The sequence below is a fragment of the Paraburkholderia sp. BR10937 genome (assembly GCF_040965695.1).
In the GTDB taxonomy this organism is placed as follows: Bacteria; Pseudomonadota; Gammaproteobacteria; order Burkholderiales; family Burkholderiaceae; genus Paraburkholderia.
Genome location: NZ_JBFRCL010000005.1, coordinates 125,768 through 152,201 on the forward strand (window position 1 = coordinate 125,768; position 26,434 = coordinate 152,201).

Consider the following 26,434-nt stretch of genomic DNA (forward strand, 5'->3'; position numbering starts at 1 on the left):
CGGCGCGCGCGAGATGCGCATCACCGGCAATGGTGAGGGAGGCCCTATAGACGCCTATCACCACAGACGGTATCCTTTCGCGAAATTCTCTCCTCGACCCGACGCATGGCCACGAAGCGCGTGAAAAAGACCGATGTGGTAAGCCCCAGCTCGGCGGAATTGCGCAAGGCCGTCGAGGCGATCGCGATCCAGCCGAAGAGCGGCAAGATCACCCTGCTGACCCGCAAGCTGTTCAACGTCCTGCTGGCCGTCGCCCAGCAGGCCGACGAGTCTGGCGATACCTACCGTGCGCTGCTGTCCGACATCGTCGCCAACTCGGCGTTCGATTCGAACGATACGGCGCTCGTGAAGGAGCACCTGCGTCGCATGGTATCGGTGCAGGTCGAATGGAGCCAGGGCACGTCGAGCCAGAAGCCCGGTCGCAAGTGGGGGATCTCCACGCTGATTGCGGACGCGGAAATTCTCGAGGATCCGCAAACCCGACGCGTCTGGGTAGAGTTCTCGTTCGCGCCGAAGATCAAGAAGAAGCTGCTGGATCCGGTCCAGTACGCCCGCCTGAGCCTGCAGTTCCAGAGTCAGTTGCGCAGCAGCGCGGGGCTGGCGCTCTACGAAATCTGCGTGCGCTATCTGACCAACCCCAGCCATCTGACGATGCGCGAGACCTGGGAGTGGTGGCGCCCGATCCTGTCCGGCACCCCGGACACCGAAGCGGGCGACGAAGCCAAACGCGAGTACAAGTATTTCAAGCGCGATTATCTGCGGCCCGCGATTGCCGAAGTCAACGCGGTGACGAATATCTTCGTCGAGTTGATCGAGCACCGTGAAGGGCGCCGGGTCGCCGAAATCCAGTTTCGCGTAACCGAGCGCAAACAGCCGATGCTTGCGCTCGACGAGCATCCGAATGTGTTCGACAGCACGCTCGTCGACCGCATGGTCAAGATCGGGATTCCGCTCAAGGAAGCGCAGTCGCTTTACGCCGACAGCGAGGAAAACCGCATTCGCGCCGCGTTGCAGCTGACCGAACAGCGCATGCGCAGTACGAGCCTGCCGCCGGTGCGCAGCGCCGCGGCGCTGTTCAAGGACGCGTTGAAGAAGGGCTATGCGCCGCCGGTCGAGACGGCGGCAGGCGCGACACCGGCCGTGGGCCGCAGCGCGGCGGCAGCGGTGACGGCCGACGATCCGAAGGCGCGGCTGCTCGATGAATACGCGGCGTATCGGCGCAAGGAAGCGCGCTCGCTCTACGAGGAGCAGGGCGACATGGAGCGCGAACTGGCGCGTCAGTCGTTTGAGACGGATGAACTGCCGGGACTGGGCTCGCATTTGCGTGACGACTGGCGTCGTCGCGGGCTCGAATCGAAACTGGCCGATACGGCGTTCTTCGACTGGCTCGCGCGCAAGACCTGGGGCGAACCGACCGACGGCGATCTGCTCGCGTTCACGTTGAGCCAGACGCGCGCTGCCTGAGCGTCAGGAGTGGCCGGCCCGTGCAAGGCGGGGCGGTGATGGTGGGGGCCGTTCGGCCGATTGGGAGGTGTGAAACGATCCTGCTTCCATCGTCGACGGTCCGCCCAAAGCATGGCAGCCGTCGACACATTTTCCAAGCTTACTTCGTTTTCAGGATCTGCTCGATCTGCTGAAGAATCGCGTCGCGTCGATCTTTGGTGAGTCCCTTCAGGCGCAACTCGAGCCGGTCGTCGCCATATGACTTCAGGTCGCCGACGGCGACACCATCCAGTTTGATCTCCAACCGTTGTGCGTAGCGTTGCCGCCCAGCCGGCTTCGGGCTTTCCTGCGCGCTCGCCCGGCCTTTCACGATATCCGCCACCTGACGCGTGCTGAGGTCGTCGGCCACGATGCGGTTGATGAGACGCAGCGTGGCGTCGGTGCCGCGCGCGCCGTGATAGCGCCCGACCTGATAGGCCATGTTCGAGCCGAAGCGGTCCGTGCGTGCCACCATTTCCTGCATGACCGGTTCCGGCAACTTGCCGATCGCGAGCGCGACCGCCACCGTCGATTCGTCGAGGCCGAGGTGATCGGCAAGTTCGCGTTGACTCTGAAAATGCTTTTCGTCGATGAATCGCTTCCAGACCACCGCGTTATCGAAAACGGTTTGCGAATCACGCTGGACGTTCAGGTCGTAACCGAGTTTGTAGCTCTGGATGCCGATCGGCAGGTCGACGACGATGGCCTTGACGACTTCCTTGTTCGCTTCTTTCAGGGCCCGCACGCGCCGGCCGCCATCGCTCACGTAGTAGCTGCCCGGCGCCGCGTAGTCGGGGATCACATGGATCGCCTGTTGCTGACCTTGTTTCGCGAGATTGACAGCGAGTTCGGCGATCGAGGCCTTCAGATAAAAGTGGCGCGGGTTGAAGGGGCTCGGCTTGATGTCCTTGAGGGGCAACTCGATGATCTGCCCCGGACGGTAGCCTTGCGCGATGCGCCAGGCGCGGTATTCGACCGACTCGTTTTCGAGGCCGGCTGCGTCCTCGAGAATCGGCTCGACGGCAGGGTCAAGGCCGGTCACAAGCGCAGGCTGACTCGAGCGCCCAGCAGCTTCGCGCGTTTTTGGCTTGTCCTGGACGAGCCCGTCGATGGCGTTGAGGCGGTCGAGCGCAGTGCGCTTCTCGCTGCTCGTCGTATCAGGACGAGCCTGAAAGCCTTTGGCGAATTGGGAGGGTTTCATTCAGGGTCCTTTATGCGCATAAAGTCAGGGGAGCATCGCCGCGATCTCGTCGGCACATGCGCGCACTTCCACTGCGGCGAGGCGAGCGCCGCGGTCGTTCATTTGCAGAACCGTCTGGCCCAAGGCCATCGCTTGCTTGTACGCCTCTCGTGTGGGAATCTGCGTTCTGAGCAGAGGGAAACCAAGCTCTTCGAGGGCGCGCTTCAGCTCGCGGGTGAGCATGCGCTTCTCTTCGGTCTTGTTCAGCAGGAATACCGCCCGCAGATCTTCATTCATGACCTGGGCCTGCTGGATGAGCTTCACGAGACCAACACTCGACCAGTAGTCAGCCGGAGAAGACGAAGTCGGGATGACGGCGACGGTCGCAGCGAGCAACACCACACCGGAGACCTTTTCCGTGATCGACGGCGGGCAGTCCACGACGATCACGTCGTAGTCGTTGACGAACTTCTTGATCTCCCGGTGGATCTGGCCACCGGCTTCCGAAAGATTGACAACCGGAAACGGGATGCCGGTATCACCATCGGCTGACGCACTGGCCCAATGGACCAGTGTGTTTTGGCCGTCGGCATCCACGACGAGAACCCGCTTCCCCTTCTCGTGAAAGGCCGCGCCGAGATGCATCGCGATCGTGCTCTTGCCGACCCCGCCCTTTTGCTGCGTGACTGCGATTATCTCTGCTGCCAATTGGTATTCTCCTTTTTGCTATTAGGTTGGGATTTTACCTGGAATGTTTTTCAGTTCAATGATTTTTGGCGTAATTCGTGGCTGAATTAGTCATTTGGACAAGGTTTATGCGCATAAAGCTCGGGCGAAGGATGGGGATGCCGTGTAGCGGTCGCCTGCAGTACTGACATACGCTTCAGCGATGCCCTCGGTGCGTGGTGTCGATCGGTGGAATAACAGGCGCGCTGGAAGATGACCATGCGCGTACCTCATCGCTTTATGCGCATAAAGTCAGCGTTACCTCGTCGTACTCCCGTCTCGCACAAGCGCGCGACCGGAGGACCTCAGCGCGAATCCCACACGCGCGACCCCTGGCAGCAAGCCTTGAGCACAAGAGTCCGACCTCGTCGACTGAAGCCCCCTACGCGTGCCAACACGCCTCCCGGTAAAATCGCAGCGACGCCCCGGTCTCACCGAGGCTCACCCACTACTCCCCTCTCGCACTTCCGACGCCATGATCACGATCTACCACAACCCCCGCTGCTCCAAGTCCCGCGCGGCTTGCGAACTGGTCTCCACCGCGAAGGCGAACGAGCCAGTCGAGGTGATTGAATACCTGAAGCAGCCGCTCACCGTCGACCAACTGAAAGCGCTGCACGCAATGCTGGGCGGCCCGTTGCTCGACATGATCCGCAGCGGCGAAACCGAGTACACGGAGCTCGGCCTCGACGCACCCGGTGTCACCGATGATCAGCTCTACGAAGCAATTGTGCGGCATCCGATTCTGCTGCAGCGACCCATCGTCGTACGCGATGGCCGCGCCGTGATCGGGCGCCCGACCGAAAACATTGCCGCCCTGTTTGGTTGACATGCATGCGTTGGGTTGCTCGCGCGCCAAACGCGAGCGAATTGCGAGCGCGTGCGCCCGCGTGCATGGACGAGGTGCCATCCCCGCCGTGCACGCATGGAAATTGCATCTTTGCTAACCTGCAGACGAATCCGACGCGAGGCCCCTGTTCATCGGGTTTCCACGCAAGTTGTCCACAAGCTTATGCCCAAAATCTGTGGATAAATTCGCGTTACCCCTGGTTATCCACAACACCGCGCCGATACTGATATCGGGCGGCTCCGGGCGAGCGCGTGCGCATCACCGGAATGCGCACGCGCCTATGATGATGTTTCCTTCCACTGCGCTTCGCGCGCGCTTCCGAGGAAACCGAAATGGCCTACAAGATCGCAGTTGTGGTCGGCAGTCTGCGCAAGGATTCATTCAACCGGCAACTCGCACACGCGGTGACTTCGCTGGCCCCCGCCGATTTTTCTTTCGAATATCTCGACATCGGCGTGCTGCCGCTCTACAGCCAGGAATACGACGCCGACTATCCCGAGGTGGCGCGCCGCTTCAAGCAGCAGATCGAAGCGGCCGACGCCCTGCTGTTCGTCACGCCCGAATACAACCGCTCGATTCCGGGCGGGTTGAAAAATGCACTCGACTGGGGTTCGCGGCCGTGGGGCACGAATTCGTGGCGCGGCAAGCCGGGCGCGGTGCTCGGCACGTCGGTGGGGGCAACGGGCACAGCGCTCTCGCAGCAGCATCTGCGCAACGTGCTCGCCTATCTCGATGTCGCGTTGCTCGGTCAGCCCGAGATGTTCATCAAGCACGACCCGAGCCGCATCAACGAGAAAGGCGAGATCGTCAGCGAGGATACGCGCAAGTTCCTGCAGGGCTTCGTCGACACCTACGTGGCCTGGGTCAAGCGCCAGCTCGGCCGCTGACGCCTGATCGCGACGCACGCCGCATGGGTGCGAGGGGCTTCAGTGCAACGTGCGGCGCTGCCCCGGCATATCCTTGTGATGCTCGGGCGTGTCTTCCTCGTACTCGAGGAATTCGTCCGGAATTTGCGGCGCGACACCTGCTGCGGGTCGCGTCGCTTCGGGCGCGCCAGGGACATCCACGTGATGCGCGCCCATCACCGCACCGGCGCCCGGTGCACTGGCGGATGTGAGCACGGTCGCTTCGGCCTCGCTCGTCGGCCGCATCGGTTCGACAGTGGGTTCGACGGTCGGGTCAACGGAGCGTTGTTCGCGCGCCGCTTCGGTCTGCGCGGCACGGCGGCGCATCGCATCGGCGAATTCGGAGAGACCCAGTTCGTCGAGCGCCGAGTGCTCGCGCGCAACCGGACGGTCCGTCGCAGGCCATGCCCACGGCGTGCCGCGTAGCGCGACTTCCGTCGCGTGCTCTTCGCGCAGCGTTTCGTACGCGAGATTGGCGTGCGCCTCGTCGCTCACGTGCACGCCGATGCGCACCGCTTCACCCGGCGGCGGCGGCATGCCGGTCTGCGCCTCGGTGGTGCGACGCATGTCGCCCGTCGACGAGAAAAAACTTCCCACGAGCCGCTCGATGCCGGCCAGCACGCCCTCGGTGCGCGCCGGCAGGTCGATGTCGCCCGCCGCGAAGCCGCGTTGCAGCAGCGCGTCCTGCGCGTGGCGTGCTTCGTCGTAGGTTTGGAAAACGCCGGTCACGGTCTGTTTCATGGCAGCCTCCTTCGCCAGATGGCGACGCCCGCTTACATCATGCGCCGATTGTGCGTGGCTCGCGCATCGGCTGGCGCATGCTGCGCGCGACGTCTAACCGCCTGTTTCTGCGGGTCGTGCTGCCCGCCGCAAGCCTCGTGCCGCGCGGCGTGTCACCCGCGTCCTGTCATGCACGCGGGCTCGGGAGCGTCGCATCGTGCTCGCGCTTCGCACGCGCCTGGCGGTCCTCGCGAATCGCCTCGAGCATCTTCTCCAGCAGCGCGATGTCGAACGGCTTCGACAGCACGCGCACATCGGCATTGCGCGTGCGCTCGAGTTCCTCCGCGTAGCCTGTCACGAGGATCACGGGCAGGTCCGGCTCGAGCCCCTGCAGGGCCTCGGCCAGATCGATGCCGTTCATCGTCCCCGGCATGTGGATGTCGGAAAGCACGAGGTCGAAGCGCGGCGTGTGCTCGCCCTCGGCAGGCGGCGCTTCGACCCGTTCGAGCGCACTCGCCGCGTCGCTCGCGCAGGTCACGCGGTGGCCCATCATCTGCAGGAGCGCCTCGGTGCCGGCCGCGACTTCGTCGTTGTCCTCCACGAGCAGCACGTTCAGCCCGTGCTGCACCTGGGCGCTCTCCTCGCGCGGCTCGCTCGGGCGCGGCGCGGGCGGCTCGGCGAGCGAGCGCGGCAGATACAGATGCACCGTCGTGCCCGCGCCGATTGCACTGTCGATCGCGGCGAGTCCGCCGGTGCGCTCGCAGAACGCGAACACCTGCGGCAACCCGAGTCCGGTGCCCGTGCCCTTCGACTTGGTCGTATAGAGCGGCTCGAACGCGCGCGCGAGCACGTCCGGCGGCATGCCCGTGCCGGTGTCTTCGAGGGTGACGTGCACGAAGTCGCCGTCGAGCGGGAAGCCTTCGTCGGGCCGGAAGCTGATGTTGCGCGCGCGCACGGTGAAGCGGCCGCCGTTGGGCATCGCGTCGCGCGCGTTCACGGCGAGATTGATGAGCGCGAGCTCGAATTCGGCCACGTCGACGAGCACGGACCACACGTCGTCGTCGACTTCGACGATGAGCGACACCTTTGCACCGAGCGACGCGCGCAGCAGTTCGCGGGCCGCCGGCAGCCAGCGCCCGACGTGGATCGTCTCGTTGCGCAGCGGCTGCTTGCGCGCCACGCCGAGCAGCTGGCGCGTGAGCGACTGGCCGCTCTTGAGCGCGCGCTCAACCGCCGAGAGTTCGCGCTCGAAGCCCGCCGCGCCGCGCCGCCGCGCGATCTGCACGTTGGCCGAGACGATCATCAGCAGGTTGTTGAAGTCGTGCGCGACGCTGCCCACGAGGTTGCCGAGCGCTTCCATCTTGCGCGACTGCCGGTAGGCGGATTCGATCGAGCGGCGCATCGAAGCCTCGGCCTGCCAGCGCTCCCACGCCTCCTCTTCGGCGGCGAGGCGCCGCAGCGACAGCCAGATCACGCACCAGAGGGCAATCGACGGCGTGAACATCGAGATGATGAGCACGCTCAGGTGACGGTACCAGGCCGCCCAGATCGCCGGCGTGCGATACGCGCAGGTCACGTAGACGGGGTACGCGCCCACGCGCCGGAATGCGAGGATCACGTTGCTGCCGAGCAGTGCGGAATGCATGCGCACGACGCCGGACTCGGCGCCGCGCTGGAGCGCGGCGCCCAGCGGCGAGTGCGGCGTGATCGCGGGGCCGTCCACGCGCGGCGGCGGATCGAAGGCGAGGATCGTGCCGTCGCTGCGCACGAGGCCGAGCGACATCGGCGAGTCGGGGCCGAGCAGGTCGCGGTAGAACGAGCTGAAATAGCCGGGGCGCAAGGCGACCGAAACGAGACCCGCGAATCCTCCGGCGTTGTCGAGGCGCGCCACGCCCATGTTGAACACGGTCTCGCCGCTCACCTGGCCCTGCATCACGCGCGAGACGTGGTCGAGCACGTGGCCGTCGCGGATGCCGGTGAAGTCGTCGCGCGCGGCGATCGACATGGGCGGCGGCGGCGAATAGCGGCTGCTCGCGAGCAGGGCGCCGTCAGTCCCGAAAATCGACACCGCCGCCACCTGCGGATAACCGCCGCCGATCGCATCGAGTTTCTCGTGGATCTGCGGCTCGCTGGCGCGGATGCCGTCGTCGTTCAGGTCGCGCACGAGGTCGACGACGCGCGCGTCGAGCGCCTCGTTCATGTCGAACACCTTGAGCGCGTGCTCTTCGGCCACGCGCACGGTGCGCAGCGTGGTGTCGGTGGCGTCGGCTTCGCGCGCGCGCAGGTCGTTGTACGCCATGGCGGCGACGTAGAGGCACGGCAGCACGATCGCCGCGACGAGCAGCGCGAGCAGCGTGCGCCGGCGTACCGTGAAGTCGTGGCCCGGCGCGGCCGGAAACGGCGCGTCGTCGGCAGGGGGCGGCTGGGGTATGCGTTCGTCTGGCCGCTCGGGCCGGTCAGCAATCATCGTACGGAAAAGCAGGGAAAAGGCGGCGGGGCAGTCGACATGATAAACGACCGCGATGACGCCCCGACGCCAGCGCATCCCCGGCGCGCCGCAAGCATCGTGCGGCAGGCAGACCGCCCAGGGGGTTTTCCTCTCGCCGGATGCCAAATTCGCGAAAATCGGCGAAGCGCAAACGTACCACAAAGGGATAATCGACGTTCTTTATTTAGGGGATGAATCATTTATTTCCATAAATTAGCCGGAATGAGTCGATTTTGTTCGTGGATTGATTAACGGCGAGTTGCATCTGATTCAATTTGATTCGAAAATCCCGGACACGATAAATAACGCATTCGCATGAACGCCATGCTCGCCATTGCGGCGCATGGCCATGCTACGGGGTGGCTGCAGGCATGCAGACGAGGGCCTTCACGACCGGCATACGGGTTGCCGGTAGCCATTGGGCAACGGCGCGGCCATGCGCCTTGCGTCGGCCGCCCGCGCGCGGGTCCGTTTATGCGTTACGAATTATTCGGCCCGGTTCGCGATTTTCTTTGAAGTCTCCCCTAAAGTAATTGCCCGCGCCGCCGTTAATCCGTCGAAACGCACTCCGTCCAACGCACACTCATTCAGCATATCCATGTCCTTGCCCATCGTGATCGCCGATGACTCGCTGTTAGCCCGCAAGGTGCTCACGAAGGCGCTGCCCGAGGACTGGGACGTGGCGATTTCGTACGCGTCGAACGGACACGAAGCGCTCGCCCATTACCGCGCCGGTCGCGCGGCTGTGATGTTCCTCGACCTCACGATGCCCGACCTGACGGGCTTCCAGGTCCTCGAAGCGTTGCAGCACGAAGACCTGAATACGTTCGTGATCGTCGTTTCCGCGGACGTCCAGCCACGTGCCCGCGAGCGCGTGCAGGCGCTCGGCGCGGCGGCGTTCGTCGCAAAGCCGGTAACCCAGGAGGCGCTGCTGCCCATCCTGAAGGAGTACGGGTTGTATGCCTGATCGAGTGTTCACGGAACTCCAGCGCGACGCGCTGCAGGAGATCGCCAATCTCGGCATGGGGCAGGCTGCGACGCGATTGTCGGGGCTGCTCAACGCCTTCATCGAGCTGTCGGTGCCGCGCGTGCGCGTGGTTGCCGTCTCCGAGGCCGCGGCGGCGCTGCGCGAGATGACCGGTATCGACGGCCCGGTTGCGGCCGTGCGCCAGGGCTTTCGCTCGGAGATCAAGGGCGAGGCGCTGGTGATCTGCCGCAGCGGCGAGATCGCCGAACTTGGCAGCCTGGTCGGCGGACCTTACGCGACGATCGGCGACGATGCCCTTACCGAGGAAGAGCTGATGTTCGACGTCGCCAACGCGCTCACGGGCGCGTGCGTGTCGTCGATGCTCGACCAGCTCGGGCGCATGCCGGTGTTTTCGCAGCCGGGCCTGCTCGGCGAGGCGATCATGCTCGACGAGGTGTTCCAGCCGGGCTTGCTCGCCTGGGACGTCGCGCTGCTCGTCGAAGTCAACTTCGCGCTGGAAGACCAGCGCTTTCGCGCCCACCTCGTCATGCTGATGGCCGAGGAGTCGATCCATGTCGTGAGCCGGGCCATCGACGCGTTGTTACATAGCCTATGAACGAGCCAGCCGGGTTGCCAACACTAGCGGACCTCGTGGTCGAACGGGTGGGCTTCGGCATATTCGTGGTCGATCGCGACATGAACGTGCTGAGCTGGAACCGCTTCATGCAGGATCACAGCGGCGTGACCGCCGAGGAGGTGATCGGCCGCTCCATTTTCGAACGCTTCCCCGACCTGCCGCGCGCGTGGCTCACGCGCAAGGTGGAAAGCGTGTTCCAGCTGGGCAGCTTTGCGTTCAGCTCGTGGGAGCAACGCCCGTATCTGTTCCAGTTCGACCATGACCGGCCGATCACGGGCGGCGTGGACTACATGCAGCAGGACTGCACCTTCATGCCGCTCATGCGCGGGCGCGACGTGATCGCCGTGTGCGTGACCATCTCGGATGTCACGCACGTGAGCGTCATGCAGCGCGAGCGCGAGGACGCCGTGGCGAGGCTGCGCGAATACGCCGACCGCGACGGCCTCACCGGCATCGCGAACCGGCGCTTTTTCGAAACGCGCCTCGCCGACGAATTCCTGCGCTGGCAGCGCTACGGCGGCGAGCTGTCGATGCTGCTGTTCGACCTCGACCACTTCAAGCGCATCAACGACGAATTCGGCCACGTGGCCGGCGACACGGTGCTGCGCTCGATGGCGCAGCGCGTCTCGGGCGTGGTGCGCAAGCAGGACGTGTTCGGCCGCTTCGGCGGCGAGGAATTCGCGCTGCTCCTGCCGTGCACGCCGCTCGACGACGCGCTCTACGTCGCCGAGAAGATCCGCCGCACGATCGGCGACGAACCGATCGAGGTGCAGGGCGTGATCGTGCCCGTGACGGCCAGCGTCGGCGCCGCCACGGCGCGCACGGGCGCACCCGACTACGAAGGCATGATCAACGAGGCGGACGCCGCCCTCTACACGGCCAAGCGCCAGGGGCGCAACCGCTCGGTCGCGCTCGCCTGATCCCCGCCGGGGCGCCGACGGGCCCCGCCTCAATCCGGCTCATCGCCCCATGCTCCGGGGCTACGCGGTCGTGTCTCCACTGCGGCCCTCATGCGCCGACCGCCCTACGCGGGTCGCCCCAAAGGTTGATATACTTTTGCCCGTTTCCGGCCTTGCGCGCCTCCTGGCGAGCAATTTAAGGGTCTGGTGCCTCGCGCGTGTCCGCGCGCGCGGGCGACCCGCGGCAATGCGGGCCCGAATAGAGTCGAACGCCCGTGAGGGCGCCCCCAGCGGAGATCGTCTTGGCTGTTTCCAATCTCGTCGTGGACGATACACAACAAACCGACGCTGCCGCCGCTTCGTCGGGCAGTTCGTTTTATCTGGCGATGCGGATCCTGCCCCCTGCGCAGCGCGACGCCATGTATCAGGTCTACGCCTTCTGCCGCGCTGTCGACGACATCGCGGACAGCGACCTGCCGCGCGCCGAGCGCGCGGCGGGGCTCGACCAATGGCGCGCCGACATCGACGCGTGCTATGCCGGCACGCCGCGCGCCTCGCTCGCGGCGCTCACGCGCCACATCCATACGTTCGGGCTGCAGCGCGAAGATTTTCACGCGATGATCGACGGCATGGCCATGGACGCCGCCGAGGACATCTGCGCCCCCGATGAGGACACGCTCGACCTGTACTGCGACCGCGTGGCGAGCGCCGCAGGCCGGCTGTCGGTGAGGATTTTCGGGATGCAGGAGGAGCCGGGCCGCTTGCTGTCGCACCATCTGGGGCGCGCGCTGCAGCTCACCAACATCCTGCGCGACATCGACGAAGACGCGGACATCAACCGCTGCTATCTGCCGCGCGAACTGCTCGCGCGCGAAGGGATCGCGGCGGGTAATCCGCACACGATCGCCGCCGACCCGTCACTGCCGCGTGTGTGCGAGACGCTCGTGCAGCGCGCCCGCGCGCACTTCGCGCAGGCCGACGCGATCATGGACGCAGCGCCCCGCGCGCAGGTGAAAGCGCCGCGCATCATGTCGGGCGTCTACCGCGTGCTGCTCGAGCGCACCGTGGATCGCGGCTTCGACCTGCCGCGCACGAAAGTCAGCAAGCCGCGCGCACGGCTCATGTGGATCGTCGCGCGTTACGCGCTGTTCTGATGCCTCGGCTAGTCCACGTCATCGGCGCTGGGCTTGCGGGCCTCGCGACGGCCGTGCGGCTTCAGCGGCGCGGCGTGCAGGTGGCGCTCTACGAGGCCGCCAGCCAGGCAGGTGGACGCTGCCGCTCGTACTACGACCGCACGCTTTCGGCGACGCTCGACACGGGCAATCATCTGGTGCTGGCGGGACATGCGCGCACGCTCGAGTATGTGCGCACGATCGGCGCCGGCGACGCGCTCTCGGGCCCCGCCGAGCCGGGCTTCGCGTTCATGGATATCGCCGCGCGCTCGCGCTGGACGGTGCGCTTCTCGCGTTCGCGCATGCCGTTCTGGATCGGCGACTCGCGCTCGCGCGTACCGGGTACGCGCGCCGCGGACTATCTGGGGCTGCTGCCGCTCCTGTTCGCCAAGCCGGGCCGCACGATGGCGCAGACCATGCGCTGCGAAGGTGTGCTGTGGGACCGGCTGCTGCACCCGTTCTTTCTCACGGCGCTCAATGTCGAGCCGCGCGTGGGCAGCGCGGAGCTGGCGGGCGCGATGCTGCGCGAGTCGCTCGCGGCGGGTGGCGAGTCGTTCCGGCCGCTGGCGGCGCGCGGGGGCCTTTCCAGCGCATTCGTCGATCCGGCTTTGCGCATGCTTCAGCACGGCGGCGCGGCGATTCGCCTCGACTCGCCGCTCAGGGAGATTGAGTACGACGACGCGGCGGGCCGCGTCTCCGCACTCGATTTTCCAGGCGGGCGCATCGCGCTCGCTCCCGACGAAGCGGTGGTGCTGGCCGTGCCCGGCGTGGCCGCCGCGGCGCTCGTGCCGTCGCTGCAGGCACCGCAGCGCCACAATGCGATCGTCACCGTGCACTACTCGGTGTCAGCGCCGCCGGGCCTCGTGACGCCGATGGCGCTCGTCAATGGCACGGCCCACTGGCTGTGCACGGCCGAAGGGCGCCTGTCGGCGACGATCCACGACGCGCACGGCGTGCTCGACCTCGATCCCGAGGAGATCGCGCGCCGCGTGTGGGCCGACGTGGCCGAGGCGGCCTCGCTGCCGCTCGAGCCGCTGCCCACCTGGCGCGTGTGCGGCGATGCGCGCGCGACCTTCGCCGCGGTGCCCGACGAGGAATGGCGCCGCCCCGCGACGCGCACGCGCTGGAACAATCTGATGCTTGCTGGCGACTGGACGGCTACCGGTCTGCCCGCGACGATCGAAGGAGCGATCCGCTCAGGCCGTAAGGCCGCCGAGCTGCTCCTGACCGAAAATTTGGAACGTAGATGAACGATTTATCCCAGGACATGCTCGGCGTCGCCACGCCAGGCGTGGCGATGCCCACCCCCACGTTTGCCGAAGAGACGGCCGCACCGCTCGCCACGCTCGACGCCGCCGTCGTGCGCGCGACCGATGCGATCCTCGCCGACCAGCGCGCCGATGGCCATTGGGTCTACGAACTCGAAGCGGACGCCACGATCCCGGCCGAATATGTGCTGCTCGTGCATTACCTGGGCGAAACCGCGAACCTCGAGCTCGAACAGAAGATCGCGCGCTACCTGCGCCGCATCCAGCTGCCCGAAGGCGGCTGGCCGCTCTTCACCGACGGCGCGATGGACGTGAGCGCAAGCGTGAAGGCTTACTTCGCACTCAAGATGATCGGCGATGCTGAAGACGCCGAGCACATGGTGCGTGCGCGCGAGGCGATTCTCGTGGCGGGCGGCGCGGAGCAGGTCAACGTGTTCACGCGTATCCTGCTCGCGCTCTTCGGCGTGATCACGTGGTACGCAGTCCCGATGATGCCCGTCGAGATCACGTTGCTGCCGCAGTGGTTCCCGTTCCATCTGTCGAAGGTGTCGTACTGGGCGCGCACCGTGATCGTGCCGCTGCTCGTGCTGGGCGCGAAGCGTCCGGTGGCGCGTAACCCGCGTGGCGTGCGCATCGACGAGCTGTTCCGCGGCGCGCCGGTGAGCGTGGGCCTGAACGCCCGCTCGCCGCATCAGAGCAAGGGCTGGTTCGGTTTCTTCCGCGCCGTGGACGGCGTGCTGCGGGTGACCGATCCGCTCTTTCCGAACTACTTGCGCCAGCGCGCGATCGACGCCGCGGTGGCGTTCGTCGACGAGCGCCTGAACGGCGAGGACGGTCTGGGCGCGATCTTCCCGGCCATGGCCAACGCCGTGATGATGTACGACGTGCTCGGCTATCCCGCCGATCATCCGCACCGCGCGATCGCGCGCCAGTCGCTCGAAAAGCTGGTGACGGTCCACACGGAGGAGGCGTACGTCCAGCCCTGCCTCTCGCCGGTGTGGGACACGTCGCTGGCGGCGCATGCCCTGCTGGAGACCGGCGACGCCCGCGCCGAGGAAGCCGCGCGCCGCGGCCTCGAATGGCTGCGTCCGCTGCAGATTCTCGACGTGCGCGGCGACTGGATCTCGCGCCGTGAGGCGGTGCGCCCGGGCGGCTGGGCGTTCCAGTACGCGAACCCGCACTACCCCGACGTCGACGACACGGCCGTGGTCGTGGCCGCGATGGACCGCGTGGACAAGCTCGACAACACGAATGCCTACGACGCCCCGATCGCCCGCGCGCGCGAATGGGTGGTCGGTATGCAAAGCAGCAACGGCGGCTGGGGCGCGTTCGAGCCGGAGAACACGCAGTACTACCTGAACAACATCCCGTTCTCGGACCACGGCGCACTGCTCGATCCGCCGACCGCCGACGTCTCGGGCCGCTGCCTGTCGATGCTCGCGCAGCTCGGCGAACTGCCGGCCGCGAGCGAGCACGCGCGCCGCGCGTACAACTATCTGCTCGAAGAGCAGGAAGCCGATGGCAGCTGGTACGGCCGTTGGGGCATGAACTACATCTACGGCACGTGGACGGCGCTGTGCGCCCTCAACGCGGCCGGCCTCGGCCACGACGACCCGCGCATGAAGCGCGCGGTGCAATGGCTCGTGCAGATCCAGAACGACGACGGCGGCTGGGGCGAAGACGGCACGAGCTACAAGCTCGAATACCGCGGCTACGAGCGCGCCTCGAGCACGGCTTCGCAAACGGCCTGGGCGCTGCTCGGCCTGATGGCCGCGGGCGCGGTCGATCATCCGGCGGTGGCACGCGGCATCGAGTATCTGCAGACAACGCAGCAGGAACACGGGCTCTGGGACGAAACGCGCTTCACGGCCACGGGCTTTCCGCGCGTGTTCTATCTGCGCTACCACGGCTATCGCAAGTTCTTCCCGCTGTGGGCGCTGGCGCGCTACCGCAACCTCAAGCGCGCGGGCGTGACGCGCGTCACGGTCGGTCTGTGAGCGTGGCGGCGGGTATCAAGGCGCGTGCCTTGCCTGTGATCGCAGTGACGGGTATGGCCTTCGAGGCGGGCATTGCCGCGGGCAAGGGCCAGGACGGCGTGCGCGCCGTCTACGCCGCGCGCGCGGATCTACTGCAGAGCGCACTTGCGGCGGCGCTCAAGGACGGCGCGGCGGGCATCGTCAGCTTCGGCACGGCGGGCGGTCTGGCGCCCGATCTCGAGCCGGGCACCCTCGTGATCGCGCAGGCGATCGAAGGGCCGTTCGGCCGCGTCGCGACCGATGCCGCCTGGAGCGCACGCATGGCCGACGCGCTGATGGCCTCGCCGCTCGCCGCGAAAACCCGGCGCGGCGTGGAGGCGGCCGTTGCCGCGCCGCTTACCGGCGCGGCGGACAAGGCCGCGCTGTTCAGCGCGTGCGGGGCGCTCGCCGTCGACATGGAATCACATCTGGCCGCCGTTGCGGCGGCCGCGCATGGCGTGCCGTTCGCGGTGTGCCGCGCGATCGTCGATCCGGCGTGGCGCAGTCTGCCGAACGCGGCCATGGCCGGCTTGCGCGACGACGGCACGACAGCGGTGCTCCCGGTCCTGCGCGAGCTGGCGCGCGACCCGGCGCAACTGGGCGGCCTGCTGCGCGTGGCCGCGGACGCGAAAGCGGCACGCCAGTCGCTGAGCGCCGCTCGGCAGGTGTTGACGGCGACCGGCGCTTTTTTCCCCAAATGATCCTGGCGGGTTATTGAAATACCTAGGGTAAACCCCTATCTCTGGTAACATCTCAGCGTTAACCCTAGGTTCGTTCCTGCGAGCTGGGGACGAATCACATTTCGGGGAGTTACCAGCTATGAATTTTCATACTCGCAAGTGGGTCAAGCCTGAAGACCTGAATCCGAACGGCACGCTGTTCGGCGGCAGCCTGCTGCGCTGGATCGACGAAGAAGCGGCGATCTACGCGATCTGCCAGCTCGACAACCAGCGCGTGGTGACCAAGTTCATGTCGGAGATCAACTTCGTGAGTTCGGCGCGTCAGGGCGACATCATCGAGCTCGGCATCACGGCCACGGAATTCGGCCGCACGTCGATCACGCTGCGCGCCGAGGTGCGCAACAAGATCACGCGCAAGAGCATCCTGACGATCGAAAAGATGGTGTTCGTCAACCTGGGCGCCGACGGCGTGCCGGCCCCGCACGGCCGCGAGCGCATCCGCTACGCCGACGAAGCCTACGAGCGCTATCGGCAGACCGTGCAGACGACCGCGGACGCCACGGCGCTGGCGGCGGCGAATGAAGCGGAGCGCCAGGCCGAGAGCGAGGACGCTTCGGTGCATTGAGCGGCGCGCACGATGCAATAAAAAACCCGGCAACCTGGAAAGGTTGCCGGGTTTTTTTGCGTTTGTACGCCGCCGGCCCGCAAACGGGCGGCCGCTATGTTGCGTTCAGGGCGCCGATGCCGGCTTCGCAGGAACTGCCGTTGCGCCCGAAGCCGCGACAGGCGCCGATGCGCCCGCCGGTGCGGAAGCGGCCGCCGCTGCCGCTACACCCGCCGTACCGGCCGCGGCAGCAGCACCTGGACCTGCACCCGCCGCGGCAGCACCCGTCGCAGCAGCGCCCGTCGCAGCAGCGCCCGTCGCAGCAGCGCCCGTCGCGCTCCCCTCGCCCGGATCGTCGTAATTCGGCAGACCATTGTTCGACGCGCCGGGGGCCGCCGCGCCACCCGCACCGCCCGACTCGCCCGGATCCTCGTAATTGGGTGCCCCGTTCTCGTTCGGGGCGGCCTCGCCGCCCGGTTCGCCGTAATTGGGCAGCGGCGCATTGTTGCCCCGCGAGCCGCGGATCAGCGATTCGCGCTGCTGGCGGTAGGCGTCGCGCACGAACGAATACGGGTCGAGCGCCGCCTGCTTGAGCAGGTCGGTTGCGCCGAGCAGGTCCGCACGCGCGCTGATGAACTGCGCGAGATACATCGGGTTGCGCACCGCCGGCTCGAAGTAGTTGATGACGTTGAACTTCACGTCCACGGCCATGCCGATGCCGTCGCGCACCGAACTGGGCCCGAACAGCGGCAGCACGAGATACGGACCGGCCGGCATGCCGTAATGGCCCATCGTGAGGCCGAAGTCCTGATGATGCTTGGGCAGCCCCGCCAACGTCGCGAAGTCGATCAGGCCGCCCAGACCAAAGGTCGTGTTCATCGCGATGCGCATCAGATCCTGGACGGCGTCGGTGATCTTCAACTGCAGTACGTTGTTTGCGAAGTTGTCGACGTCCCCGATGTTCGAGAAGAAGTTCGTGATCGCCTGACGCAGCGGCTGCGGCGTCACCTTCTGGTAGCCCTTGGCAACCGGCTGCGCGACGTAGGTATCGAGTTTGTCGTTGAACGTGAAAATTGCGCGATTCGCGGGCTCGAACGGATCGCCCGGTTTGCGGTCGGGGCCCGTGGCGCAACCCGACGTCACGAGGAGCGCCAGGCTCGCCGCCGCCATGGTGAGCGCGGCTTGATTCTTCTTCATTGGTCGATCCCCTGAGTTTCCGATCTCGCGCGTTTTGCGCGCGGCTTGCCCATCAGCACCGGCTGGAACACCACGGCGCCTATTAGCGTACAGAACAAGGACAGTGCGAGCAGCTTGCCCATGCTCGACGTGCCCGGATGATGCGATAGCCACAGGCTCCCGAACGCGGTGGCCGTGGTTGCGGCGGAAAAAAGCACCGCGTGTGTGAGGCTCGAATGCAGGAGGCCGGTCTGCCCCGCGCGCCAGGCCATCACGAAGTAGATTTTGAACGCGACGCCGACACCGAGCATCAGGGGAAGCGCGATGATGTTGGCGAAATTTAGCTGAATTCCAAATACGACGCACAGTTCGAGCGTCACGAGCGCCGATACCAGCAGAGGAATGAGCGTGCGCAGCACGTCGCCGAAATTGCGCAGCGTGATCCAGAGCAGCGCGGTGATGAGCAGCACCGACCACCCCGCTGCCTGGAAGAACGCGAGGATGATCACGTTCGCCGAGTGCAGGATCGAGATCGGCCCGCCGATCGCGTTCGGCTCCGCCGCCTTTACCGCGTGCGCGAAGCGCGCGAGCATCACGTCGTCGTTGGGATCGACGCCCGGCGGCACGCGCGGCGCGACGTCCACGATCGCCTGGCCGGTCGGCGCCACCCAGTCGCGCGCCATCTCGGGCGGCAGGTTCTCACGCGTGATCTCCGAGGGTTGCAACAGGCGCGCGAGCTGCGCGAAGGCCAGCTTGAGCGTGAGGCTGAAGGCGGTCTCCGCGCGGTCGCGCGTGGCCGGGCTCGCGTTCGCGAGCTTCGTGAGCGCGTCGGACAGATGCTTCGCCTCCGCCGCGCCCGGCCCCGGATGGTCGCCCGCGGCGAGCGACAACTGGTTGGCTGCGCGCTTGAGCGTCTGCACGCGCACTTCGTCGGTCACGGGCGAAGACGGCTGCTGCGTGAGCGCGGGCAGAAGCTGCTGCGCGGCGCTCGAGATCAGCATGAGCTTTTGCTGCTGATCGTCGGGAATCAGCGAGCTGAGCGTGGTGGCGCGCGCCACTTCCGGCAGCTTCGAGAGCCGCGCGGCGATCTTGTCGGCTTCTTCGAGCGACGGCGCGAGCACGCTCACGTCGTTGATCGAGATGACCGGCGAGTTCTTGAGCGCGAGCAGCGTCGCCATCGACTCGGTATGCGGATCCTTAAGATGCAGCGGATTGAAGTCGAAGCGCAGATGCAGCAGCAAGGGCGTCGCGCCCACCACGATGATGAGCGTGGTGATCAGCACGGGCTTGCGATGCTCGGCGAGCCATCTGTCGACGGGCGCGAGGAACGCGAAGCCCGGCGAGGCGCGCTCGCCTCCCGGATTGAACACGCGGATGAGCGCCGGCAGCACCGTCATGTTGCAGACGTACGCGACGAACATGCCCACGCCCGCGATCTGCCCGAGTTCCGAGAGGCCCTTGTAGGCGGTCGGGAGGAAGGAAAAGAAACTTTCGGCCACGGCGATGGCCGCGAGCGTGAGCGGCACGCCGATGGTGCGCGCGGTCTTGAGGAGCGCGGCGTCGAGCCGCTCGTCCTGAAAGCGCTCCTCGCGGTACTTCACGCCGAACTGCACGCCGAAATCGACGCCTAGCCCCACGAACAGCACCATGAACGCGACCGAGAGCATGTTGAACGAGCCGATCATCATGAGGCCGAGCGCGGCCGTGATGACGAGACCGATCACGAGCGTGATGAGCGTCGCGCCGATCAGCTTGCCCGAGCGCAGCGCGAGCCACAGGATGGCGAGCACGACGATGATCGTGATCACGCCGTTGAGCGCGGCGCCGTCCTGCACCGAGGCGAACTCGTCGTCGGCGAGCGGCTGTTCGCCCGTGAGGCGTACGCGCGCGCCGAATTCGCTGTCGAGATGAAGCGAGGCGGCGGTCGCGCGGATCGCCTCCGACGCGTTTGCGCCTGCCTTGAGCGCGGCGAAGTTGAGCACCGGCTGCACGGTGATGAATGCGAACGCGGGCTTCGTGGCCGCGTCCTTGTCGACGAGCGCGCGCCACGAGAACGCCGCGGGCTTGCCGGCGAGCACATCGTCGACGACGTTGGCGGCGCTGCCGAGCAGATTCGCCATTTGCGGCAACTTGATCTGGCCGATCGTGAGCGGCAGTTGCAGCGTGGTCGTGAGCGTGCCGGCCAGACCCGCGAGACTCGGATCCTTCGCGAGCTGGTTCACCAGCGGGCGCGCCTGCACGAGTTGGCCCGTGGTCGAGAGCACCGTGGCCGTGGACGGGAACAGCAGGCCGTTGTGCTGGAAGAACGGGCCGCCCGCGGGCTGCGAGACGGCGCTGAATTCGCGCGAGTCGGCCTTGAGCGCTTGCGCGAGCTTGTCGGCGGCGGCGTCGGCGAGTTCGGGCGCGTCGGCTTCGACGACCACGAGCAGCGAGCTCGCGCGCTGCGGGAACGCCTTGTCCTTGGCTTCGCTCAACGCGGCCCACTCGGCCGTGTTCTCGACGAGACCGCTGACGTCGGTATTGATCTTGAAATGCCTCGCAACGTACACGCCGGAGAGCACGGCAAGCACGATTGCAAGTGTGATCACCCACGCCGCGCGGCGCACCGACCAGGCGACGAGGCTAATGATGAATGGCTTCAGCATACAGGCGAGGGGGCCCTGTCAATTAGGTTCTTTGACGCGAAACGCACAAGTATACCGGCCCCGCCCGTCCCGGCGCGGGTCTTGCACACCTGGGCTCGAGGCAGCGCCCCGGCAGCGCATCTGCCAAAGCCGTTATACTGGCTCAGCCGGCGGCGTGAAGGTTACGTGATTGCACTTGCACTTAACCGCACGCACTGAGTCGCACTGTACCGGCGCCTGAATTTCACTGTTCCAGAAGAGCGTATGAAACGTTACCTGACCGCATTTTTCGTCGCCGCCTGTTTCACGGGCATTTCGGGCGCCGCGTTCGCGCAAACCACGCCGGACGCCGTCGTCAAGGCCGCCGTGGAAGGCACCGTGAAGGCGATGCAGGCCGACCCGCAGGCACGCGGCGGCGACATGAACAAGATCACCCAGGTGGTCGAGACCCATTTCGTTCCCGCCACCGACTTCAAACGCACCACGCGGATCGCCGTTGGCAAACCCTGGGCGACGGCCACGCCCGAACAACAGCAGAAGCTGTATGAGCAATTTCAACTCCTGCTCGTGAAGACGTATGCCTCGTCGCTCTCGCAACTTCGCGATACCCAGGTGAACTTCAAGTTCGCACCGTCGAACACGGGTGCGGGCGCGAAAGACACCGTGGTGCAGTCGCACGTGATCAGCAACGGCGGCGATGACGCCATCGACTACCGTCTCACGCAAACACCCAACGGCTGGAAGATTTACGACATCAACATGATGGGCGCCTGGCTGATCCAGGTCTACCAGACGCAATTTGCCGACCAGATCGCCAAGGGCGGCATCGACGGCCTCATCAAGTTCCTCGTCGACCACAACGCGCGCAGCTGATCGTCGATCGGTGGTTGTACACGCATTGCGCATTAACGGGCGCTCCGGGTAAGCCGGAGCGCCCGTTTCACTTTCTGCGGTGCTCCACCGCGAACTTGATCAACTCCGCCTGGCCTTCGATCTCCAGCTTGCGCTTGAGGTTGAGCCGGTGCGTTTCCACCGTGCGCACCGAAAGTCCCTCGCGCTGTGCGATCTGCTTGCTCGAGAGTCCTTGCGCGAGCGCGTCGAGAATGTCCCGCTCGCGCGGCGTGAGACGCTCGACGGGTGTGCTGCGCGCCGACGCCTGGATCATGCGCGCACTCAGGCCCGCGCTGAAATACGTGCGCCCGGCCAGCACTGCCTCGATCGCGCGGATGATCTCGGTGGCCGGCGAATCCTTGAGCACGTAGCCGCTCGCACCCGCACGCACCGCCTCGGTCACGTATTCGACGTTGTCGTGCATCGACAGCATCAACACGCGGATGGCCGGAAAGCGCTCGTGGAAAATACCCGCGAGCGCGATGCCGTTCACGCCGGCCATGCCCACGTCCATCAGCACGAGATCGGGTTCGAGCGACGCGGCGAGCGCGATGGCTTCGTCGGCGTTGCCGGCTTCGCCCGCCACCTCGAAACCCGGCACGGCTTCGAGCCGTGCGCGCAGGCCGTCGCGCACGAGAGGATGGTCGTCCACGAGGACGAGCCGCGCGGGTTTGGCGCCCGCGCTGGTCGAATCGTTCACGTTTGCATTCGTCATCGTCATTTCGGTGTTCCTGAAACAGCGGCTTTGGATGCTGCATTGGGCGCCGCATTGGACGCTGCATTCGACGTAATAGGCACCCACGCGGTGACGAGCGTATGGCCGGGCTGCGAGGTGATGTCGAGGCGCCCGCCGAGCGACTCGAGGCGCTCGCGCATGTTGCGCAGGCCCAGACCCGCGCGCGGGTCGGCCAGCGCGTGCGCCACGTCGAAGCCGCGGCCGTTGTCGGCAATGGCGAGTGTCACGCCGCTCGCGGCGACCTCGAGCGTGAGCGCGGCGCGCGCCGCTTGTGCGTGCCGCACGATATTGGTGAGCGCTTCCTGAGCAATGCGAAAGAGCACGGTGTTGACGGCGTCCGGCAGTGCGGGGACTTGCGCCTTTTTGCTCGCCGGTTTCGGCGCGGTTTGCGTGAAGGCGATCTCGATGCCCGTTTGCTCGGCCATCTCGCGCGTGAGTTGCTCCAACGCGGCGGCGAGGCCCAGGTCGTCGAGCATCGAGGGGCGCAGCGCGTGCGAGATGCTGCGCACTTCGCGCAGCGTGTCGGAAAGCCGTGAGAGGCCGGTGGCGAGCGACGCTTCGGCGGCAGGCACACGCGTTTCGCCGCGCTCGAAGCGCGCCAGCGCCGACTCGAGCAGCAGCTTCACCGAAACGAGCATCTGGCTGATGCCGTCGTGCAGTTCGCGCGAGAGCCGCGCCCGCTCCTGCTCCTGCGACTCGACCACCTGCTGCGCGAGGCGCTTGAGTTTGGCGTCGGTGCTGCGGTGCTCGCTCACGTTGAGCACGAGCGCACCGAGCGCGATCACGAGCACGCCCGCGAGTGCGATTACGCCGAGCCATTGAATGGTGTGCTCGATATTCGCGGAGGCGCGCTCGTCGATGTGCGCGAGCGTCGAATCGACGTCGTCGAGATAGATGCCGGTGCCGATCATCCAGCCCCAGCGCGGCAGCGGCACGACATAGCCGAGCTTGGGCGCGAGCTTGCCCGTGGACGGCCGGTGCCACATATAGCGCACGTAGCCGCCGCCGCGCTGGGCCGCGGCAATCAGTTGCTGGATCGTGAGCGCCCCCTGCGGGTCGCGCAGGTTCCAGAGATCCTGGCCGACCAGCGCGGGCTCGCGCGGATGCATGAGCGAGCGCCCGTGCATGTCGTAGACGAAAAAATAGCCGTCGGGGCCGAAGTCCATCTTCTGCAGCACGGCTAGCGCGGCCAGCTGGCGGTCCGCTTCGCTCTCGGGCGCGGGCAACGCGTCGCTGGTGTTTTCCTCGGGCGCATAGAGTGGCGCGATGGCGCTCGTGGCCAGCTCCACGTAGTGGCGCAGCTCGATTTCCTTGCTCGACATATACGCGCTCTGCATCGTCGCGTGCTGCGTTTGCGCGAGCTGTGTGGCCTGCTGGCGCACGCCGATCCCGATGCCGGCAATGGCCGCGAGGAACGGTACGACCGCGAGCAGGAAGATTTTCGTCTTCAGGCGGCGGTCGGCGAAGAAAAATGGGGCGGGCATGACGGTGTTCGGAAGCTGAGTCTGCAAGCATAACCGGGCGCGCGCGGCGCAGGCGCCAAATTCACGCCCCGTGGGAGATGGTGTCCTCGCCCGACGCGTTGTGCGGTGGATGCGATTGTCGTTGCGTGCGCAACGAATTGTTGCCTCGCCTACGTAGTTCTACGTAGCGCACTTACGTAGTTGTCCGGTTGTGGCTAACGGTCTGAAAGCGAATACTACCGCCCACGACATGGCGTAATGCGTCATGCATGCGCCGCCATCGCCACGATGCTGTGGACGGCGCGCCAGGGTCCGGTTCCGATGCCGGACACAAAGCTAAAAACACAATGGAGACACCGCATGAGTCGGACATCCAGTTTTGTCGTCTGGACGCTGGTCGCGCTGCTTGGCGCGTTCGCGTTCGGCACCATCGCGCTCGCGCACGGCGAGCGAATCAGCGCACTGTGGATCGTGATCTGCGCCGTGTGCGTCTATCTGATCGCGTATCGCTTCTATAGCCGCTTCATCGCCACGCAGGTGCTGCAGCTCGACGGCCTGCGCATGACGCCGGCCGTGCGCCACAACGACGGGCTCGACTACGTGCCTACCAACAAGTTCGTGCTGTTCGGCCATCACTTCGCGGCGATCGCGGGCGCGGGTCCGCTCGTCGGTCCGGTGCTGGCCGCGCAGATGGGCTACATGCCCGGCATGCTGTGGATTCTCGCGGGCGTGGTGTTCGCGGGCGCCGTGCAGGACTTCGTGGTGCTGTTCCTTTCCACGCGCCGCGACGGCCGCTCGCTCGGTGACCTCGTGAAGATGGAGCTCGGCCCGGTGCCGGGCGTGATCGCGCTGTTCGGCACCTTCCTCATCATGATCATCATCCTCGCGGTGCTCGCGCTGATCGTGGTGAAGGCGCTCACGAACTCGCCGTGGGGCACGTTCACGGTGGCCGCGACGATTCCCATCGCGATCTTCATGGGCCTCTACGTGCGCTACATCCGCCCGGGCAAGATCGGCGAGATCTCGATCATCGGTTTCGTACTGCTGATGGCTTCCATCGCCTTCGGCCAGCACGTGCACGATTCGCCCACGCTCGCAGCGATGTTCACGTTCACGGGCACGCAGCTCACCTGGATCCTGATTGGCTACGGCTTCGTCGCTTCGGTGCTGCCGGTGTGGCTGCTGCTCGCGCCGCGCGACTACCTCTCGACGTTCCTCAAGATCGGCACGATTCTCGCGCTCGCGATCGGCATTTTGATCGTCGCGCCGGAACTGAAGATGCCGGCCTTCACGAAGTTCATCGACGGCACGGGTCCGGTCTGGTCGGGCAACCTGTTCCCGTTCCTCTTCATTACGATTGCGTGCGGCTCGGTATCGGGTTTCCATGCGCTGATCTCCTCGGGCACGACGCCCAAGCTGCTCGATAACGAAACCAACGCACGCTTCATCGGTTACGGCGCGATGCTGATGGAATCGTTCGTCGCGATCATGGCACTCGTGGCCGCCTCGGTGATCGAGCCGGGCGTGTACTTCGCGATGAACGCACCGCTCGCCGTGCTCGGCACGACGCCGGACGCCGTCGCGGCAACCGTGGGTCACTGGGGCTTCGTGCTCACGCCGGACATGCTTACGCACACCGCGCAGGCCGTGGGCGAAACGACCATCGTCGCGCGCGCCGGCGGCGCCCCGACGCTGGCCGTAGGCATGGCGCAGATCCTGCACCAGGTGGTGGGCGGCGAGGCGATGATGGCGTTCTGGTATCACTTCGCCATCCTCTTCGAGGCGCTCTTCATCCTGACCGCCGTTGACGCGGGCACGCGTGCGGGCCGCTTCATGCTGCAAGACCTGCTCGGCACGTTCCACCCGTCGCTCAAGCGCACGGAGTCGCTGCCGGCCAACCTGATCGCCACGGGCTTGTGCGTGACGGCGTGGGGCTACTTCCTCTACCAGGGCGTGGTCGATCCGCTGGGCGGCATCAATACGCTGTGGCCGCTGTTCGGCATCTCGAACCAGATGCTCGCCGGTATCGCGCTGATGCTCGCCACCGTCGTGCTCTTCAAGATGAAGCGCGAGAAGTTCGCATGGGTCACGGCACTGCCCACGGTGTGGCTCCTCATCTGCACGCTCACGGCGGGCTGGCAGAAGATTTTCGACAGCAACCCGAAGGTCAGCTTCGTCGCGCACGCACAGAAGCTCTCGGCGGCGATCGCGGATGGCAAGATCGTCGCGCCCGCCAAGTCGCTCGAGCAGATGCAGCGCATGGTCTTCAACGACTACGTTGACGCCGCGCTCTCCGGCCTGTTCATCTTCGTGGTGGTCAGCATCGTCGTGTATGGCCTGATCGCGATTGCGCGTGCGCGCCGCATCGACCGTCCGACCGTGCAGGAAACGCCGTATCAGGCGATGCCGGCCGGCGGCGCGGCGGCCGTGACGAATCGCGTGCATTGATCGACGTTACTGAACGGAGCACATCATGTTCTCGGGACTTCGCGACAACGTACAGACGGCCGGGCGCTATCTCGGCCAGGCCATGCGTTTGATGGTCGGTTTGCCGGACTACGAGGGCTACGTCGCGCATGCGCGCGAGACGCATCCCGGCCGCCCGGTCATGACCTACGAGGAGTTTTTCCGCGAGCGGCAAAACGCCCGCTATGGGTCGGGAGCGGGGAAGTGCTGCTGACTCCCGACTGAGCGGATACGTTCAGCACGAGGCGCGACGGCGAAGGCCGTCGCGCCTTTTTTTACGCCTGTAATCTTCGCGGCTCGGCGTTCGATCAAAAAGCACTCAATTCCCGCAGGGCGGCTGCCGTTAACTCTGACGAAGCTCCACACCAATTCGACGCATGACGCCGCATGCGGCGGTGCGCACGGATGCGAATCGTCGGGAATCGGCCTGCGCATTTGCCGCGTGGGCAGCACGGCATCTTCAACTGTTGCACCGTAAGGTGTAC

General features: G+C 66.1%; 22 protein-coding genes. 14 read left to right on the forward strand and 8 right to left on the reverse strand.

Translation table 11 applies throughout. From position 1 onward, the window contains the following. The first annotated feature begins 105 nt into the window (after positions 1-105). Positions 106-1,464: a replication initiation protein gene (locus AB4Y44_RS06275; protein WP_342919137.1), complete on the forward strand. Its 1,359-nt coding sequence runs from the start codon at positions 106-108 to the stop codon at positions 1,462-1,464. A gap of 139 nt (positions 1,465-1,603) precedes the next feature. Here the strand turns inward: AB4Y44_RS06275 and AB4Y44_RS06280 are convergent, their stop codons facing one another. Then, a complete protein-coding gene (locus tag AB4Y44_RS06280) occupies positions 1,604-2,683 on the reverse strand; it encodes a ParB/RepB/Spo0J family partition protein (protein WP_368699000.1) in 1,080 nt (359 codons plus the stop codon). Positions 2,684-2,707: 24 nt separating this feature from the next. Further along, on the reverse strand, positions 2,708-3,370 hold the full coding sequence (gene parA / locus AB4Y44_RS06285; protein ID WP_042271984.1) for a ParA family partition ATPase: 663 nt from the start codon (positions 3,368-3,370) through the stop codon (positions 2,708-2,710). Positions 3,371-3,863: 493 nt separating this feature from the next. Here parA and arsC point away from each other — a divergent pair, with 493 nt between their 5' ends. Both arsC and AB4Y44_RS06295 read left to right on the forward strand, forming a co-directional pair. Then, positions 3,864-4,217 (forward strand): arsenate reductase (glutaredoxin), encoded by a 354-nt coding sequence (gene arsC, locus AB4Y44_RS06290; RefSeq protein WP_342919134.1) that lies wholly within the window; start codon positions 3,864-3,866, stop codon positions 4,215-4,217. 353 nt (positions 4,218-4,570) lie between these two features. After that, the gene (locus AB4Y44_RS06295) at positions 4,571-5,125 is read left to right on the forward strand and encodes an NADPH-dependent FMN reductase (protein WP_368699001.1); all 555 of its coding nucleotides are present in this window, start codon (positions 4,571-4,573) and stop codon (positions 5,123-5,125) included. Between the two features lie 39 nt (positions 5,126-5,164). Here the strand turns inward: AB4Y44_RS06295 and AB4Y44_RS06300 are convergent, their stop codons facing one another. After that, positions 5,165-5,884 (reverse strand): hypothetical protein, encoded by a 720-nt coding sequence (locus AB4Y44_RS06300; protein ID WP_342919132.1) that lies wholly within the window; start codon positions 5,882-5,884, stop codon positions 5,165-5,167. A 166-nt stretch (positions 5,885-6,050) separates the two neighbouring features. After that, positions 6,051-8,330: an ATP-binding protein gene (locus tag AB4Y44_RS06305; protein WP_342919131.1), complete on the reverse strand. Its 2,280-nt coding sequence runs from the start codon at positions 8,328-8,330 to the stop codon at positions 6,051-6,053. 619 nt (positions 8,331-8,949) lie between these two features. Between AB4Y44_RS06305 and AB4Y44_RS06310 the strand changes: the two genes are divergently transcribed. The 8 genes from AB4Y44_RS06310 to AB4Y44_RS06345 all read left to right on the forward strand — a co-directional run bounded on the left by AB4Y44_RS06310 (position 8,950) and on the right by AB4Y44_RS06345 (position 16,614). Further along, on the forward strand, positions 8,950-9,318 hold the full coding sequence (locus tag AB4Y44_RS06310; protein WP_028202798.1) for a response regulator: 369 nt from the start codon (positions 8,950-8,952) through the stop codon (positions 9,316-9,318). Next, the gene (locus tag AB4Y44_RS06315; RefSeq protein ID WP_110383369.1) at positions 9,311-9,934 is read left to right on the forward strand and encodes a chemotaxis protein CheC; all 624 of its coding nucleotides are present in this window, start codon (positions 9,311-9,313) and stop codon (positions 9,932-9,934) included. Before AB4Y44_RS06310 ends, AB4Y44_RS06315 begins: the two co-directional genes overlap by 8 nt. Continuing rightward, positions 9,931-10,875: a diguanylate cyclase gene (locus tag AB4Y44_RS06320; protein ID WP_342919130.1), complete on the forward strand. Its 945-nt coding sequence runs from the start codon at positions 9,931-9,933 to the stop codon at positions 10,873-10,875. The genes AB4Y44_RS06315 and AB4Y44_RS06320 overlap by 4 nt, the downstream gene beginning before the upstream one ends. A 281-nt stretch (positions 10,876-11,156) precedes the next feature. Continuing rightward, positions 11,157-12,008: a presqualene diphosphate synthase HpnD gene (hpnD, locus tag AB4Y44_RS06325; protein WP_321925901.1), complete on the forward strand. Its 852-nt coding sequence runs from the start codon at positions 11,157-11,159 to the stop codon at positions 12,006-12,008. After that, complete coding sequence (gene hpnE / locus AB4Y44_RS06330) at positions 12,008-13,276, forward strand: hydroxysqualene dehydroxylase HpnE (RefSeq protein WP_368699002.1); 1,269 nt, start codon at positions 12,008-12,010, stop codon at positions 13,274-13,276. Before hpnD ends, hpnE begins: the two co-directional genes overlap by 1 nt. A 47-nt stretch (positions 13,277-13,323) precedes the next feature. Then, complete coding sequence (gene shc / locus AB4Y44_RS06335) at positions 13,324-15,291, forward strand: squalene--hopene cyclase (protein ID WP_342919247.1); 1,968 nt, start codon at positions 13,324-13,326, stop codon at positions 15,289-15,291. Between the two features lie 53 nt (positions 15,292-15,344). Further along, positions 15,345-16,010, forward strand: a complete 666-nt coding sequence (locus tag AB4Y44_RS06340) for a phosphorylase (RefSeq protein ID WP_368699036.1) — start codon at positions 15,345-15,347, stop codon at positions 16,008-16,010. A gap of 118 nt (positions 16,011-16,128) precedes the next feature. After that, positions 16,129-16,614, forward strand: a complete 486-nt coding sequence (locus tag AB4Y44_RS06345; RefSeq protein ID WP_342919128.1) for a hotdog domain-containing protein — start codon at positions 16,129-16,131, stop codon at positions 16,612-16,614. A gap of 105 nt (positions 16,615-16,719) precedes the next feature. Here AB4Y44_RS06345 and AB4Y44_RS06350 read toward each other — a convergent pair whose 3' ends face one another. Further along, complete coding sequence (locus AB4Y44_RS06350; RefSeq protein ID WP_368699003.1) at positions 16,720-17,790, reverse strand: VacJ family lipoprotein; 1,071 nt, start codon at positions 17,788-17,790, stop codon at positions 16,720-16,722. Continuing rightward, a complete protein-coding gene (locus AB4Y44_RS06355) occupies positions 17,787-20,414 on the reverse strand; it encodes an MMPL family transporter (protein ID WP_342919126.1) in 2,628 nt (875 codons plus the stop codon). The genes AB4Y44_RS06350 and AB4Y44_RS06355 overlap by 4 nt, the downstream gene beginning before the upstream one ends. Positions 20,415-20,657: 243 nt before the next feature. On the opposite strand from AB4Y44_RS06355, the gene AB4Y44_RS06360 reads away from it, so the two are divergent. Beyond that, on the forward strand, positions 20,658-21,266 hold the full coding sequence (locus AB4Y44_RS06360) for an ABC transporter substrate-binding protein (RefSeq protein WP_342919125.1): 609 nt from the start codon (positions 20,658-20,660) through the stop codon (positions 21,264-21,266). Between the two features lie 67 nt (positions 21,267-21,333). Here the strand turns inward: AB4Y44_RS06360 and AB4Y44_RS06365 are convergent, their stop codons facing one another. Together AB4Y44_RS06365 and AB4Y44_RS06370 are read right to left on the reverse strand one after the other, a co-directional pair. After that, the gene (locus AB4Y44_RS06365) at positions 21,334-21,999 is read right to left on the reverse strand and encodes a response regulator (RefSeq protein ID WP_368699037.1); all 666 of its coding nucleotides are present in this window, start codon (positions 21,997-21,999) and stop codon (positions 21,334-21,336) included. A gap of 2 nt (positions 22,000-22,001) precedes the next feature. After that, positions 22,002-23,504, reverse strand: coding sequence for a cache domain-containing protein (locus AB4Y44_RS06370; RefSeq protein WP_368699004.1), 1,503 nt, complete (start codon positions 23,502-23,504; stop codon positions 22,002-22,004). Between the two features lie 339 nt (positions 23,505-23,843). Between AB4Y44_RS06370 and AB4Y44_RS06375 the strand changes: the two genes are divergently transcribed. Both AB4Y44_RS06375 and AB4Y44_RS06380 read left to right on the forward strand, forming a co-directional pair. Further along, entirely contained in the window at positions 23,844-25,931 is a 2,088-nt protein-coding gene (locus AB4Y44_RS06375; RefSeq protein WP_368699005.1) for a carbon starvation CstA family protein, read from the forward strand. 25 nt (positions 25,932-25,956) lie between these two features. Then, positions 25,957-26,163: a YbdD/YjiX family protein gene (locus tag AB4Y44_RS06380; RefSeq protein ID WP_342919122.1), complete on the forward strand. Its 207-nt coding sequence runs from the start codon at positions 25,957-25,959 to the stop codon at positions 26,161-26,163. The last annotated feature ends 271 nt before the right edge of the window (positions 26,164-26,434 follow it).